Source organism: Methanothermobacter thermautotrophicus, from assembly GCF_014889545.1.
Lineage (GTDB): Archaea > Methanobacteriota > Methanobacteria > Methanobacteriales > Methanothermobacteraceae > Methanothermobacter > Methanothermobacter thermautotrophicus_A.
Genome location: NZ_QKOF01000006.1, coordinates 245,050 through 260,729, shown reverse-complemented (window position 1 = coordinate 260,729; position 15,680 = coordinate 245,050). Strand labels below are relative to the sequence as shown.

General features: G+C 45.1%; 15 protein-coding genes and 1 pseudogene. 8 read left to right on the top strand and 8 right to left on the bottom strand.

The window, feature by feature from the left end; translation table 11 throughout:
* Positions 1–12: 12 nt before the first annotated feature.
* The 7 genes from cas3 to DNK57_RS05730 all read right to left on the bottom strand — a co-directional run bounded on the left by cas3 (position 13) and on the right by DNK57_RS05730 (position 8,292).
* Positions 13–2,421 carry a CRISPR-associated helicase Cas3' gene (gene cas3 / locus DNK57_RS05760; protein ID WP_226891092.1) on the bottom strand — a complete coding sequence of 803 codons (2,409 nt, stop codon included), beginning with the start codon at positions 2,419–2,421 and terminating at the stop codon, positions 13–15.
* 40 nt (positions 2,422–2,461) lie between these two features.
* Entirely contained in the window at positions 2,462–3,160 is a 699-nt protein-coding gene (gene cas5, locus DNK57_RS05755) for a CRISPR-associated protein Cas5 (RefSeq protein ID WP_192962060.1), read from the bottom strand.
* An 11-nt stretch (positions 3,161–3,171) separates the two neighbouring features.
* On the bottom strand, positions 3,172–4,083 hold the full coding sequence (gene cas7i / locus DNK57_RS05750) for a type I-B CRISPR-associated protein Cas7/Cst2/DevR (protein WP_192962059.1): 912 nt from the start codon (positions 4,081–4,083) through the stop codon (positions 3,172–3,174).
* 1 nt (position 4,084) lies between these two features.
* Entirely contained in the window at positions 4,085–5,752 is a 1,668-nt protein-coding gene (locus DNK57_RS05745; RefSeq protein ID WP_192962058.1) for a hypothetical protein, read from the bottom strand.
* A complete protein-coding gene (cas6, locus tag DNK57_RS05740; RefSeq protein ID WP_192962057.1) occupies positions 5,749–6,462 on the bottom strand; it encodes a CRISPR-associated endoribonuclease Cas6 in 714 nt (237 codons plus the stop codon). The genes DNK57_RS05745 and cas6 overlap by 4 nt, the downstream gene beginning before the upstream one ends.
* Positions 6,463–6,724: 262 nt before the next feature.
* On the bottom strand, positions 6,725–7,489 hold the full coding sequence (locus tag DNK57_RS05735) for an ABC transporter permease (protein ID WP_192962056.1): 765 nt from the start codon (positions 7,487–7,489) through the stop codon (positions 6,725–6,727).
* A gap of 5 nt (positions 7,490–7,494) precedes the next feature.
* Entirely contained in the window at positions 7,495–8,292 is a 798-nt protein-coding gene (locus DNK57_RS05730) for an ATP-binding cassette domain-containing protein (RefSeq protein ID WP_320056883.1), read from the bottom strand.
* Here DNK57_RS05730 and DNK57_RS09325 point away from each other — a divergent pair.
* From DNK57_RS09325 to DNK57_RS05705, 5 genes and pseudogenes are all read left to right on the top strand, one after another.
* Positions 8,278–8,334, top strand: a pseudogene (locus DNK57_RS09325) (circadian clock KaiB family protein); the annotation flags it as partial. The gene DNK57_RS05730 and the pseudogene DNK57_RS09325 overlap by 15 nt on opposite strands.
* Positions 8,324–9,736 (top strand): MEDS domain-containing protein, encoded by a 1,413-nt coding sequence (locus DNK57_RS05720; RefSeq protein ID WP_192962055.1) that lies wholly within the window; start codon positions 8,324–8,326, stop codon positions 9,734–9,736. The pseudogene DNK57_RS09325 and the gene DNK57_RS05720, both read left to right, overlap by 11 nt.
* A 9-nt stretch (positions 9,737–9,745) precedes the next feature.
* Positions 9,746–10,336: a sensor histidine kinase gene (locus DNK57_RS05715; protein ID WP_192962054.1), complete on the top strand. Its 591-nt coding sequence runs from the start codon at positions 9,746–9,748 to the stop codon at positions 10,334–10,336.
* Between the two features lie 116 nt (positions 10,337–10,452).
* On the top strand, positions 10,453–11,802 hold the full coding sequence (locus DNK57_RS05710; protein WP_192962053.1) for an MBL fold metallo-hydrolase: 1,350 nt from the start codon (positions 10,453–10,455) through the stop codon (positions 11,800–11,802).
* Between the two features lie 34 nt (positions 11,803–11,836).
* Positions 11,837–12,313: a pyridoxamine 5'-phosphate oxidase family protein gene (locus DNK57_RS05705; protein ID WP_010876721.1), complete on the top strand. Its 477-nt coding sequence runs from the start codon at positions 11,837–11,839 to the stop codon at positions 12,311–12,313.
* Between the two features lie 269 nt (positions 12,314–12,582).
* Here the strand turns inward: DNK57_RS05705 and DNK57_RS05700 are convergent, their stop codons facing one another.
* Positions 12,583–13,428 (bottom strand): UbiA family prenyltransferase, encoded by an 846-nt coding sequence (locus DNK57_RS05700; RefSeq protein ID WP_010876722.1) that lies wholly within the window; start codon positions 13,426–13,428, stop codon positions 12,583–12,585.
* Positions 13,429–13,767: 339 nt separating this feature from the next.
* On the opposite strand from DNK57_RS05700, the gene DNK57_RS05695 reads away from it, so the two are divergent.
* Genes DNK57_RS05695 through DNK57_RS05685 form a run of 3 tightly spaced genes read left to right on the top strand, consistent with a single transcriptional unit; the run spans position 13,768 to position 15,663 of the window.
* Positions 13,768–14,307 carry a diacylglycerol/polyprenol kinase family protein gene (locus DNK57_RS05695; protein WP_226891091.1) on the top strand — a complete coding sequence of 180 codons (540 nt, stop codon included), beginning with the start codon at positions 13,768–13,770 and terminating at the stop codon, positions 14,305–14,307.
* Positions 14,304–14,906 (top strand): nucleoside/nucleotide kinase family protein, encoded by a 603-nt coding sequence (locus DNK57_RS05690; protein ID WP_192962052.1) that lies wholly within the window; start codon positions 14,304–14,306, stop codon positions 14,904–14,906. Before DNK57_RS05695 ends, DNK57_RS05690 begins: the two co-directional genes overlap by 4 nt.
* Entirely contained in the window at positions 14,884–15,663 is a 780-nt protein-coding gene (locus DNK57_RS05685) for an MBL fold metallo-hydrolase (RefSeq protein ID WP_192962051.1), read from the top strand. Before DNK57_RS05690 ends, DNK57_RS05685 begins: the two co-directional genes overlap by 23 nt.
* Positions 15,664–15,680 lie beyond the last annotated feature (17 nt).

Here is a 15,680-nt window from a genome sequence, read left to right as displayed (position 1 = left end):
ATCACTTCTAAGCTATATAATGTTCCAGTCTTCCACATCAACAACCTCAAACCCGTATTCATAGCTATAATTGACCCCATGAATAAGGTAGAACGTTTTCATGTCATCAACCTTGCCTTCACGCAGCATCTTGACAAATAGCCATTTATATATTCCCACAGTATTTTCAAACTTATCAGGATCCTCCTCGTCGAAAAATGTGGCTGGGACTACATCAATTTTTTCAAATCTTTCATCAATATCTCTAATTGAAAGTAAACGTGAAACTTGTTCAATGTTCTCAGTCTTGAAGCGAATGGTGTAAGGACCCCTCTTTATGATTTCATCATACTTATTATAACCATTTTTGAGTTTTCTATCGAAAGAAAGGTTAATTGATTCTATCTCAAGGAGTGATCTGTAAAGATTAAGAACCATTTTACTCATTTCACCTAGGGATGGCTCTCCATCAGTTATTATCCGCTTTGAACACTCTATTAATTCCCATCCATAGGGATAAACCCATCTACCTTTTTCAGTTTCTGCTTCTATAAAGGTCTCTATGTAAACTTCACCCACTTTATCAGGATCTTTAGACCTGTTTATTCTACCCAGTCTCTGAGTTAATGCATCTATAGGTGCTATTTCAGTGAAAAGTACATCAAAATCTATGTCCAAGGAAATTTCTACTACTTGTGTCGCTACGACGACTAAGCCCTTGTTTTCCCATCTTTCTTTAAGCTCAATTTCGCTTTCTTTCTGTTTTCTATGAGCCTTAGTAAACTGAGAATGATAAAGAATCAAATCTGAATCCTGATCAAATGAATCACTCGTTCTGAAGCTTCCAGACTTTTTCAGTGCTCTGTAAACTTCTCTTGATTTATCAACAGTGTTAAGAACAACGAGGACCTTCTTGTTATCATTAAATTTACTTATTATGCTATCTATCTTATCAAGAACCGAAGAATCCTCAATCTTCATTGAGAATGGTCTGTGCTCAAAAAGATCCTCATCAGTTATCAGAGAATATGTTAGACCCTCTAAAAGAATATCCTCCATATTTTCAGGAAATGTTGCGCTCATTATAGCAAATTTACATCCCCTGCTGATAAGTTCGCCCAATATTCTTTTCAGGGCACCCATCATCTGCCAGTCATATGAATGAACCTCATCGACAATTAGAATGCAGTTTTCTATATTCAGTTGAGAAAGAGGCCACTTATAAACATTGAAAAAACTCAAAAGAAAGGAATCCAGTGTGGAAACTGTTATGGGCTTTGAAAAGGTTTTGCTAATTATCCTTTCCTTCCATATTCTCTCCTGATCATCGTTATATTCTTCCGCGAGTATAATAGAAGATGATCCGTGCAATATACCCACTTTATCTTTTCCAAAGTAGTCCTTAAGACGTTTATACATTGAATTGCTAGTTACCTGCGTGGGCATTGTATATATAATCTTGGTGTGTTTATTTTTCATGTTATTTAAGGCCCAGAGGAGGGCTGCCTCGGTTTTACCTTCCCCTGTTGGTATCTTTATAAAAATGTTGTCTGAACTTTTAGAAGCAACGAGCTGGAATCTCTTTAAACCATGAAATTCATGACCTCTTAAAGATGCCCTGGACCTTATCTTATTAATAAGTTCATCCGCAGAAATCATGTCTCCATCAGGTTCATAAGATCCGCTTGAAAGCCAGTCAGCTCTAATTAGGTTTCCTGTGATGAAACCATAGAGCTCTTTTATTTTTTTCTTTTTGGAATGATCAACCTGGTTGAGTGTGCTGTTGAGGTTATCAATTATCCCTTCTTCCATGGAGGCCCATGAAAAGGTTTCCCTCAACAAATTGTATGGATTCCCGGATGGCAAATTAAATTTGAATTCATATGGGCATGGTTTATTAAAAAATTCCTTATAATAATCTTTATATTTATTAGCAAACTCTAAGGTCTGTTTAAAAAATTTTGGGGGCTTTAGTCCTGCGAACCTTTCATCTGCATAGATGTCCTCATGAAGAAGCGTGTGGTGTGATAATATCGAAAGAGTGATGTAGTCAACACCGTCAATTTTTGGTATTTCAAGATTATAAGTAAAATAGATGGAATACAATGGGTGATATGACTTTTGTCCATTTAAAATTTTATCATTATAGAATTCAAGGGTTCCCTTACCTATATCATGGAAAAAAACCGCAAAAAATAATATGTCCAACAGTAACTGCCTTTTGATTTTGTGTCTTTTTGCAAATGAATCAAATGTCTCCGTATTTTCCTTGATAAATTTCCTTAATGATTCTAAAGCCCCCTTTGTATGATCTTCCAGAGTGAATGATTTATCATCATTGGTTTTCGCTATAAGATTTTCTTCAAAAAAAGAAGGATCTATGTCATACAATTCCTTAAATCTGCTTCTATGATCGCTGACAAAATCCTTTAAGTCCATCATTGGCATCATTGAACCCGTTACTATGAGTAAAAAGCCTAGATCAAAGGAACTCTATGTTATACTGGCGCTCTTTGTCAAAGTAAAGATCTTTATTCCTGTTCAATTCACATGAAAGACCTGCAAACTCCACTATCTGAACAAATCTGGTGGGTTTCCTAGGAGTTACATTCTTATTAAAGTTTAGATTTACTGAAATTATCCTGGGCGGGAATAAATTCGAGATTTCTGTTGTCAGCGGATGATATTTAAAGTTCATGCCCTCCTCCAAGGTAAATAAACTGTGTACTGTTTCGCTTTTCCTGCTTTCCATGGTAATCCTCTTTGGCTCTCTTATGATCACCAGCTCATCATCCATGCCAAGAGATGGAACTCTTGAAGGACACATCAGATAGTCCATAATCTCTCCCAGTAGATTGGAATCCTCTGTTACTACATAGATTAAAAATTTGCCCATGTAAATCCTTTCACGCTGGAGTATGTCTCTGCCGGCTCCTGAAGACTTCCATTTTTTAAACGTCCACGCATCATTGAAGATGGAGTTTATATAAAGGGGAACTATTCCTATCCTTAGTTTATCAAGGAGCGCGTAATAGTCCCCCTCATTTTTGCCCATAATATTTGTGAGCATGCCCACAACCTGAGTCTTTGTTGGAGCGAGATATGTGAGCTGGTAAACAGATGTCTGAGGTATCCTGAAAGAATTAATAAGACCCTCAATGATGAATCTCACTGCCTCCATTTTAACACCGGTTACAACCAACCTTTTATCATGTCAAGAGCTTTGTTAACAGATGTTACATTTTCTTTAAACTCGCCTTTTATCTCCTCTTCATTAGTGAATATACCGGATCTTATGCCTATATAGTATTCATCAATTATTTCTCCAAATTCCTCAAGAATCTCTTTAATAGGATCAATGTTGACACCACCGTCTTCATTTACGCTGAGAGAATTCAAGAAAATAGGGGTGCCTGCTTTCTGCCTTGTCACAACCACAAATTTTGGTGTCAAATCATCCAGAAGCCTTGCCTTTTTTGCTCCCCCATCAATACTTTTAATTGCATTTACCAGATATTCCACCCGTACTCTTCTTTCATCAGGGTCAATTACGGGCTCGATTTCATAACTAAGTTCATCGACAATGGATCCGATTACATCCATATCTATTACAATTGTCCCCTTCATGAAGTTAAATGTGTTTATTTCGACTTTGACAAGATCTCCGCCTTCCTGACCTTCTTTTTTCCTTGTTAAAAGATCGCTATTACCATTCCATGGGAATATACTCACAAGTGGTGAGACCTTTACCGGTGACCACCTTCTGAGAGCCATTGAGCCAGACCCTTTAACTGCTTCCATGAACCCTAATAGATCCAGATCTGGATGATTTTCAAGTATATCCTTGTATCTTCCCTTATCTTTCCCTTTGGCCTCTATTATATACTCTCCTTTATTATCCAGTTTGGTCAGTTTCATGCCAAGCTGATTCATCGTCTCTTTAAGGTAATACCTTAGTGCCTGCCCTGAAACGTATGGGTAGTAGTCACCTTTATTGTCCTGAACTTTCTTAAGGACAACCATGTTTCCGGGGTTTTCACTGCTGTTGAGGTTATCTATGTTAACCTTTGTTATGTATCCTATATTTGCAAATGTCCTGCTCATTCTAATTTCCTCCTTTGTTTTTGGCGTACTTGGCTGAAAGGTACTTCTGTATAGCATAAATTGCCAGATAATTTCTTATTAAAGCCACTCTGTTCTCCTTTGCATCCATGAGAATTTCCTGAATTAAATCACTGTACTTTTTGTCTCCTGCTCGGGAATTCCAGACAGCTCCCGCATCTTCTTTTAATATTTCGTATTCGAGGTTTTTAAAGAACTCTGTGAGTCTTTCAAAATTCCCGATTTCTCTAATAGAATATAAAATATCCTTTTTATCGTATTGGGCCGCAAAATATCCAATTCTGTCTCCGACGAGTCGGCACGTATTATGCAATTCTTTCATATCAGACATTCCAGTTACCTCCATATATTCCGTGAGAAATTCATAAAGAATGACGTTTTGAATGAAAGAAGGATTATCCTGTGATAGATTGTAAAAAGATAGGTCAGCGAGAACTGGATCTATAGGGAGCCCCAGAAGTATCCTTCTCGCCATATCTTCTCGTGGAAGGTTCTTAGTTTCGTATTTTTTTATATTTTTATAGTACGAATAATTCATCAGTAAAGTTAAAAATGGAGTATCAGATTCATTTCTTAATTTTTTAATCCTTTCAAGGAATTCTGCTATGTATGAAAATTTGTTGTAAATCTTTAAATCATCCACGCCCTTGCTCGTGACAACAAAATAGTTTATTGAAAGATAAGCAAGATTTTCCCTGTCAATTATTTTTCCTTTAATTTTTTGAATTAAGAGGAGCAATCTGGAATAAGGACCGCTTGTGACAAAATCGTCTTTTTTAATAAAGTTTGTCTTTTTTGAAGATTCTTCAAGGTAATCCTCTGGAATCATCAACATATTTTTTATGTTATATAAAAAGCGGAGGGTGGGGGCTGAGATCAGGAACACATTATTATCCACGAAATAATTATTTAATAAACCATACCTATAAATAAGGTCACACATGAAACAGGCTGTAATATCTTTTTTTGACCTTAAATCTCTGAAGGATGGCTTTGAGTCCCCCGTACCAAAATCAAATATCAGGTTTGTAGATTTTATTGAAAAAGATCCTTTTTTATTCTTATCATCTATGTACTTTGAATACTTGCTTCCGCAGAAGAAGCAGTTATCCCCCGCCACAATCTTTTTTATTTTTGAGGAAATAGATTCTCCAAGTTTCTCTGGTTCAAGGTATATCATTACATTACTACCTTTTTTACCATACTGAAGGTTGCCGCTTACCCTCCCCTCAAAGTTGTTTTTAACCTCAGCTTCTTCATTTTTGAGGGCCTCAAGTTTTTCTTTTGATACATTCATTCTGGGTAAAAGATCTTTTGTTCGTTCAGACCTCTGTAAATAGGGTTTGACATTAAGCTTTGGTGCTATAACGACCCTATCATGTACTGGATCGTAATAGGGCTTGTTATTTTTGGTTTCCTCAAATACCTTGGAGTAATAAATGCTCCTTAAGATCAGATATACGTCTTTCAATTCTTTGAATGATCCCTTAAATGTAATTTTATTATCGAGGAGCTCAAATATAGAATCCCCATATTTCACCGTGAAATCATCAATATTTTCAAACCTTTCATCCCTTCTGAGATTAAAAAATATATTCACAAGTCCATTATCGTAAAGAAAGTCCCTCTTCTCAAAATTTATTGTGATCATTTTACACTCCCCACCGTATTTAGCATCCCAAAACCAAGAGAATTCTTCTCACCGACACCACAGTCCAATAAAAACCTGTAAAACCTTTTATTGTCCATATTAAACTTCTCAAGGTTCTTCCAGAGCGTTCCTATGACAATAAACATCTTATCTGCCCTTTTAAGTCTTACAGCAACCTCTCGAGAGTACTGAAGCCTGTCAAAAATGTTTCCATCGAATTGATAGTTATCATCATAAAATGCGTTGTACTTTTTCAAAGCATTTTCTTTCAGTCGTTCCATGAAAAATGAAATTTCATTCGACTTTTTCATTGAAAAATAGATATTTTTCCTATTTTTTTCATACAACACTACAGGAGTGCTTGTTATAAATTGTCTTTCTAGCCGGGGTTTGAAAAGACTTACAGATTCAACTTCGATTGGGATTTTTCCCAGATAATACGAGTCAATTTTTTTAATCTCTTTTTCAACAGCCTTGATAAGTCTGCTCGAAGGTGAAGAAATTATTAAATTTTTGGTTTCGTCTGTTTTAAAATCAGAGACGGGAAAGATATTTGAAAAGCAAAAATATTTGAAGCCCGTTTTGTCGTGGTAGCTTTCAAATTCAGAACTTCTCTTTAAAAAAGAGTAAATAAAGCCCTGAATCGTATAGTTATTGACTGATGAGTATGCAGAATCTTCTTTTGGTCTAAATTTCACAAGGAGTCTCATCTTTCATCCCTTGATTTTATCGATATTTTGAAAGACTATTTTAATATATGCCATGTGTCAATGACTAATGTTGACATTATTGTATATAAATTTATCTATTTTTGTTTAGCTAATAATATCTCACAGATAACTCAATTCCCGCATTATTTTAAAAATGTGCTAAACCCTTCAACCTTAAAAAGAATAATATAATATGATCCTGGGAATTTGATGGCCTCTTTATGCGCAGCCCCTCTGTCTCCCCCTAAATGACCTCCTGGATCTACATGAGGTTCTGCTCCTTCCTGTTGAAGAGGAAGGCTGCGATGAGTACCGCTATCACTGCAAAGATGGTTATCACCAGGAGGTTAACCTCAAGGGGGAGCACAGATCTTCTGAGTATTGTGAACCTGAGGGCGTCCACTGCATAGGTGAGGGGGTTGATGTACACCGCGCCCTGAAGCCATGCTGGAAGCCCTGTTATCGGGAAGAGGGCCCCGCTCAGGAGGAATATGGGGAGCACTATGAAGCTCATTATGAGGTTGAATCCCTCCATGCTGTCGGTGAAGGCTGCTATCACCAGTCCGAGGCCCCCGAGGCCCATGGAGATTATGAGGGCTATCAACATGCTCACAATAAAGCACTGGGGTGACATGGTGATTCCGACTATGAATGACAGGGCAAGGAGTATTGCTGCCTGTATCATTGAGGCCGTGCTTATACCCAGCGCCTTTCCAACCACCATTGACTCCCTTGAGATGGGTGCCACCAGGATCTCCTTCAGGAACCCGTACTGCCTGTCAATTATCACCGAGACCCCCGAGAATATGCTGGTGAAGAGCACTGTCTGGCCTATTATACCCGGGTATATGAATGCCTTGTAGCCCCCAGGGACTCCCCCGAATCTGACCGCGGCCCCCAGCCCTGTCCCGAATATTATGAGCCAGAGGAGGGGTGTGACTATTGATGTGACTATCCTTGACCTGTACCTGAAGAACCTCTTCATTTCACGGAGCCATATCGTGTATATACCTTCAATTTCAGCCATCCAGATCACGCCTCACTTATTCCCCTGCCTGTGTACTTTATGAATACGTCCTCAAGGGTGGGGTGTTCGAGTTCCACTGCCCTCACATAGTAGTTGTTCCTGGCTGCCAGGTTAACTATCTCAGGGACCAGGTTCTCCCCCCTCTCAACCAGCACCTTAACCTCATCATCCATCAGGTATGCCTCCTTGACGTAGTCCTGTTTCTCAAGGATTTCATGGAATCCCCTGGCCCTGTCAACCCTGACGGTTATGGTGTCAGCGCCGAGCTCCCTTTTGAGGTTCCCTGGACTGTCGGCCTTTATTATCTCACCGTGGCTCATTATGGCCACCTCGTCGCAGAGCTTATCTGCCTCCTCCATGTAATGGGTTGTCAGGAGCACTGTGACGTCCTCCTCCCTGTTGAGCTTCTCTATGTACCTCCATATGCTCTCCCTTGTCTGGGGGTCGAGTCCCAGGGTTGGCTCGTCCAGGAAGAGCACCCTTGGGTGGTGTATGAGGCCCCGCCCTATCTCCAGGCGCCTCTTCATACCCCCGGAGTAGGTCTTCACGTACTCGTCTGCCTTGTCCCCGAGGGCTATGAGTTCAAGGACCTCCTCTATCCTCCTATCCCTTACATCGCGGGGTACGCCGTAGAGGGCGGCGTGCATCTCAAGGTGCTCCCTCCCTGTGAGTATATCGTCGAGGGCCCTTGACTGGAAGACTATCCCTATGGATTCCCGGACCTTCCTTGCATCCCTGACTAAATAGCGATCCCCACCCTTGAGAGGCTCAGCCCGGGGCCTGAGAGGAGGGTTATAGGGGATCTTTCCGATGCAGATGCGCTGAGGAGGTTCCTTGGAATCTGAGGTGGATGCCATGGAGGGGAATCTCAGGAAGTTCAGGGATCTGCTCAGGGAGATATCAGGTCATAGGAGCATGGAGTCCCTCATCAGGGACATGAGGGCAGGGGACCATATATGCCTAATATATGATGGTGATGATGAGTGGAGGGGTGCCGTTGTCCCCTTCATTGTTGAAGGCCTCCGGAGGGGTGAGAGGTGCCTGTACATATGCAGTGAAAGGGCCCCTGATATGGTGCGGGAGGAACTTGGCAGGGAGGTCCCTGTGGATGAATTCGAAGACGATGGGAGCCTCAGGATAATGGATTACAGAGGGGCCTCCGGTGAGGGCATTAAGGACCCTGAAAGGGTGGTTGCTATTCTGGAATCTGAGAGTGGGAGAAGTGTCTCTGAAGGTTTCAGTGGCCTGCGGGTTACCCTTGAAATGGGGCTTGTCCTGGGGGATATCTCAGTAATGGAGGATATCATCAGATACGGAACAGCCATAGAGGCTTCCATTGAAGAATTGGAGTGTCTGGGTATGTGCCAGTACAACAGGAGGCTCCTGAGCCCCCAGATAATGAGGGGAGTCATCCTCACCCACCCCCTACTTGTCTGGCACTCAACGGTGTACACTAATCCCTACTATATAAGCCCGCAAATCATCCTCGGAGATGAATCCGGTGACGGTGAGGTTGAAAGCTGGCTTGAGAATATCAGGAGGGAGAATGAACTTCTAAGCTCCCTGGAGAACCTCATGGGCCTCTATGACAGTTTCATAGACCACGCCCCAGGCATAGTATTCCTGAAGGATCACAGTTTAAGGTACATCCTTGCAAACAGGGCTTTATTAGAGTTATCTGGGGGCTATGATCCCACAGGGAAGACTGACTTTGATTTTATGGCCAGGGATGCTGCAGAGGCATGTTTTGAGTCCGATCTGAAAGCCTTAAGGGATGGTGAGTCCTACAGTGAGGAGGAGGTCCAGGGTAGGGTCTACGGTGTCTATAAATTCAGGGTTGCGCTTCCAGACGGTACATCGGGTGTTGGGGGTTTTGCCCTTGACATAACCGATAGGAAGGCCCATGAGAGGGAGGTTGAGATCTCAAGGAATAATTTCCTGGGTATCGTTGAGAACAGTCCAGAGCCCATGGTGATAGTTGACCTTGATGGTGTACTCCTCTACTCAAACCCTGCTGCAAGGGAGTTCTTCGGGTGGTCCCCTGAATATAGTGGTGTGCGCACTGGCATACCCCTTAGGAGGGAGCTGCAGGAGATCGAGGTTCTGTCAGCAGATGGTGAGGTCCGTGTGGCTGAGATGATGGTCACGGATACCGTGTGGGAGGGCAGAGAATCCCTCCTCATAAGGCTCCATGACATCACAAGGCTCCGCAGATATGAGGAATCCCTCAGGAGTTCCCTCCGGTAGAAGGAGGTGATGCTCAGGGAGATACACCACCGCGTCAAGAACAACCTCCAGGTGATCTCAAGCCTCCTGAACCTCCAGAAGTACCACCTAGATGATGGCAGGGCCGTAGCGGCCCTGGATGACAGCATAATCCGTATAAAGTCCATGGCAATGATCCATGAGAAGCTCTACCAGACCGAGAGCATGGTCCATGTGAACTTCTCTGAATACATAGGGGACCTGGTATCTGAAATCAGGTCAAACTATCCATCAGGAAAAATCAGGTTCCACTGCGACCTGGAAGACCTTGAACTCAACATAAACCAGGCCATACCCTGCGGGCTGATAGTCAATGAGGCCTTGACCAACACCATGAAGCACGCCTTCCCTGGGGGGTCAGGTGATGTGTGGATATCCATGCATGGAAAGGACGGGTCAGTGGAGGTCAGCGTAGCCGATAACGGCGTAGGCCTCCCCGAATCCTTTGACCCCTCAGTGGATGGTGGCCTTGGGATGGAGCTCATGCTGAACCTTGCCTCACAGCTTGACGGTGATATCAACATTGATGGCCGGGAGGGTGTCAGGGTGACCCTCAGGTTCCCCCTTGAATCTGATCAATAATTCAGGTATTAATCCACTTTTTTATCAATTCCATGGACTCTGGCTCTCAGCACAGTCAGCGTTGGAGTTAAAAAAATAAATAATATCAAGACCATAGTTGTTAGGGGGTGAGGTGCATGATATTTGAGATAATAAAATCTGAGGGGATATCCCATAACTCCTATTTTCTTGGCTCAGGTTCTGAGGCCGCCGTTGTGGATCCCAGGAGGGACGTCGATGTCTACCTGGAGCTTGCAGAGCGGCACAGGGTCAGAATAAGGTATATCTTCGAGACCCACCGCAATGAGGACTACACCATCGGGTCAGTGGAGCTTGCAGGACACGTGGATGCCGAGATACTCCACGGTTCAGCCCTCGACTTCAGGTATGGGACCCCTGTCAGGGAGGGTGACACCTTCAGGCTAGGGAACCTTGAACTGGAGGTCCTTGAAACACCAGGCCACACCTATGAGAGCATATCCATCGCTGTGCGTGATACCAGTGTATCCGATGAATGTCTGATGGTCTTTGTGGGTGACGTGCTCTTCGCGGGTGAAACAGGACGTGTTGACTTCTTCGGACCTGAAAAGATCCCTGAAACCGCCGGATTGCTCTATGACAGTATACATGAAAAGATACTCCCACTGGGGGACCATGTGCTTGTTTGCCCGGCCCACGGGGCGGGTTCCGTTTGCGGGGCCGATATAAGGGATATGGACACGACCACAGCTGGCTATGAGAGGCTCACGAACCCCTACCTGCAGATGGGCAGGGATGAGTTCATTGAACACAAAAAGTCAGAGAGGCTCTACACACCCCCCTACTTCAGGAGGATGGAGGAGAACAACCTCAGGGGATTGAAACTGGAAAGGGAGCACCTTGAAGCCCTCCCACTCCAGGACTTCAGGGAGCTCATGGGTGAAGGTGCCCAGGTCGTGGATGTCCGTAACCCCACCAGTTTCTGCGGTGGCCACATACCGGACAGCCTGAACATCTGGCAGGACGGATTCGCTGCCTTTGCAGGGTACTTCCTCAACTACGAGGACCCAGTACTTATAGTGGATGATGGGAGGGGTGTGGACCCTGTGAGGAGGTCCCTGATACGGCTGGGATACGATAACATGGCAGGATACCTTGCAGGTGGATTCCCCTCCTGGTACATGGCTGGACTTGAAATCATGAAAATGAGGGCCATCAGTGTCCATGAGTTAAGGGAGATGGAGGGTGACTTCTTCCTCCTGGACGTCCGTAAGATAACAGACAGGGAGAGGTTCCACATTGAGGGCTCAGAGCACATCTGGGTTGGTGATCTGCCAGATAACCTTGATTTGATCCCAGAGAAGGATGTTGTCATCTACTGTGACTCCGGTTACAAGTCAACCATTGCTGCGAGCATACTTGAAGGCCATGGTTTCAATGTGACCACCGTCCTTGGCGGTATCGGGGCCTGGCTGAGGGCAGGATACCCTGTAGCCGGTGATGTTTAAGTTTTAATGGATAACTGAATATGGAGGAAAAAGGATGAGTATTGTTAAGATACCCCTGATGACAAAGGAAGAGTATGATGAGTTCATAGCAGAGAACTTCATAAGCAGGATAGCCTTCAACGGTGACTATCCATACATAGCCCCATTTCTCTATGTATTTGATGGGGAACACCTCTACTTCCTATCAACGAGGTACGGCAGGAAGATAGAGCTCCTCAAGAGGAACCCCTACGTCGCTGTTGAAATCGAACACTACAGTGATGACCTTTCAGAGTACCGCTTCGTTACACTGCAGGGCCAGATAGTTGAGGAGAATGACCCCTCAACAAAGAGGCGTGTGAAGGAGATGTTCGCTGACCTCATAGAGAAGCGGGGACTCTCAAGGAACATCCTCAGGGCTCTGGGGCATTCACCAGAGGACCCACTCAACTGTCTTGTGGAGATGGACCGATCCTATGTCTGGAAACTCGTTGAAGTGGTTGATATAGTCGGGATAAAGGGTGGTGAATGAATTCAATGGTTCCAGGTCGTTTCAGGATCCACAAATCAACCATAAAACAGTTATAAAGAAATTCAATGGTTCCAGGTGGTTAACCACCCGGAACAGGTTAGGGGGATGAAAATTAGAAAAAGGGTTAGGGTGGTTTTGAAGGAGTTTAAATGAAGGTTGGGGGGATGAACATCTACCTCCTTCACCTACCCTGCTCTCTTCTAACAATTCACATACACTAAATCTTTTTTGTGAATATATTCACTGTGGCCAGTTACTTTGTGATCACCTCAGGAAAGGCCTGTGAGTGCTGTGATGGTCCCGCTGCCAGCTGCAAAGGCGATGAATGTCAGGGCCATGCCTACCTTTATCATCCTTGATACCCGGGATGCTGTGGCCCTATCCTGACCCCTGAGGATCATTATGGCTGCCCTTAGAAAAACAGCCACTGCTAGTAGGAGTACAGGAATATAGAGAGCTGAGAATATCCCTAGGAGGTAGAGGCTGGGACTTGTGAGGCTGGCGATCAGCATGAAGGAGGCTGCCAGGACCCCTGAAATCCTCATCCCGTGGGTTATGGGGAGTGTTGTTGCACCCTCAGCCCGGTCCCCCTCAACATCCTCCATGTCCTTGACAATCTCCCTCGCCATGGTCATCAGGAAGGCATAGAAGCCCAGGAGGATTGAAGCCCTCACCTCCCCCAGGACTATGCCCCCGAAGACGAAGCTGAGGCCCGTTAGGAAGGATATCGTAATGTTACCCACCAGGCACCTTTTCTTGAGGCGCCATGCATAGTAGACCATGAGAAGTGAACTTGAGACCACAACGAGTCCCGGGAGCAGGCCAAGGTAGAAACCCATCAGGGACGCCAGAGCAAATAGTATGATTGAGTAAACCCCTGCAACGCCCCTGCTGATCCTCCCTGATGGTATGGGACGTTCTGGCCTGTTTATGGCATCTATTTCATGGTCAAAGTAGTCATTGATAACATTACCTGCACCCGTGGCTGTGAAAACAACCACAGATGCCAGGAGAACACTGAAATCGAATCTGCCCGTGATGAGGGCCATCAGCATAACTGTTATCACCGCCATGACGGCATTTACGGGTCTGAGTATCTCTATATATGGATTCATATGAAAACCTCCTCTTGAACCGGTAAAATCTCATCACCTCAGGTTAAAACTGAAGTCTGTCAGTTTGTTATCCTCCACCGTAAATTGGAATCAGAGCCAGCCAGACCAGGTCAAATCAAAACCCTCATGGAAGCGGATAGTGTGGGCTGGGATGTACCCGAGCCAGCCAGACCAGGTCAAATCAAAACCCACTTATATCTTGAATTACTTCATAAATCCTATGACTGGCAGTGACATTCTTGGACTCCTGATGGTATATGTATATGTTGCAGTTTTATTACTTGTATCTGAGAGGTTCCTGGGTGATAGGCCAAATCTAAGCAGAAAGTTTGTACATATATGGTTGGTAACATCCTATTTATATTACCCCTCTTTGAGAGCCGTCTTGTCATAACATTCCTTGCAGCAGCCCCCTTCATCCTCATAACCTTCCTCATAAGTCCCTACTCCCCCCTCAGGGTGAAGCACCGGGTTTCATCCTATGGACACGGCCTTGGACTCGTATACTACTCCATCTCATGGACAATACTTGCATACCTCTTCTTTAAGGCCCCCTGGGTTACAGGTATAGGGATAGCTGCCATGTCCTATGGTGACGGGTTCGCAAGCCTGATAGGTGAGAGGTTCGGGAGGACGACCTTCAGTGTCCTGGGGGACAGGAAGAGCCTTGAGGGTTCACTGGGGATGTTCATCATCCTCCTGGTAATGCTCCCCGTGGTCCTCACCTACTACTCCCAGGGCTTCAGCCCATACCTTATCCTGGGGGTGGCCCTCGTATCAACTTTACTGGAGGCCCTCACACCCAGGGGACTTGACAACCTGACCGCCTGCTTTGGGGCTGTTGCAGCATACATCATCCTGGGGGGAATGGGTATTTGAGGTTCATAGTGATTGATGGTCTTGACGGGGCAGGGAAGGACACCCACTCGGAGCTGATAAGGAGGAGGTACCTTGAGAGGGGTGAGCGTGTTGTCTTCAGGTCCCACCCCGAGGAGGACAACCCCTACGGTAAGAGGGCCAGGGAGGCCCTCCTCAGGGGTGGTAAGGTCAACCACGTCAGGGCGGCCATATTCTACGCCCTGGACGTCATAAGGTCCCTGTGGCTCTACCGCTGGCGCTCCAACCCGGGCCCGGATACACTGATTTTTTCAAGGTACCTCATGGGTGTCGCCTACCTCCCTGGGCCCCTCGCATCCCTGCTTTACCGTCTGCTATCAAGGGTTCTGCCGACAACCGATTACATGTTCTTCCTGGATGTTTCCCCCGAGGAGTCCCTGAGGCGGCTGATGGAGAGGGATGAGCATGAAATGTTTGAAAACCTTGAGGACCTCACAAGGACCAGGGAGAAGGCCCTCAGACTTGCAGAGGGGTGGTACATAATAAACACAGAGGACCCCATCGAGGACGTTCAGAGGAGGATTGATGAGATCCTGGACAGACTTGACGGTGATTTATATGAGGATAACGTGCCTTGTTGAGGATAGAGCAAGACCACCCCTCAGGGGCGAGCATGGACTGTCACTCCATATTGAGGGTGATGTGAACATACTATTTGATACCGGTCAGAGCGGCCTCTTCATCGAGAATGCTGAACTGCTTGGTGTTGATCTGGGGGATGTGGATCTGGCCATAATATCCCATGGACACTATGACCATGGCGGCGGCCTGACCCATTTCCTGGATGTGAATGAAAATGCAGAGGTTCTGATTGGTAGGGGGGCATTCAGGGGGCGCCAGGCTGTTGAAGATGGCGCTGAGAGGTTCATAGGGGTTGAGGAGATAATGGATCCCCGGGTAAGGTTCGTTGATGGGGATATGGTACTCCATGATGGATACACCATCCTGAAGGGTTTCAGTGGCCCCTACAGGAGGCCCGATGGTAACAGCACCCTCTTCATGGAGTCAGCATCAGGTCTGGTCCCTGACACCTTCGACGATGAACTTGTGCTGGTTGTTGATGGTCCAGGGGGGCTTACTGTTGTGACGGGGTGCTCACATAATGGTATACTGAACATACTAGACACTGTGAGGGCTCATTTCCCTGATAGGGGGATTGGAATGGTTGTTGGGGGCCTCCATATATCAGGGGATGCCCCCTATGTTGCCAGTGAGATCCATGAATTTAACATCGGGAAGATTTACACCGGCCACTGCACCTCAGAGGAGGCATTTAAGGTCCTGGGCGGATCAGAGGATTTAGGTGTGCTCAGAACAGGTACGGTGATCCATGATTAACGGGGTTTTCAGGGTCC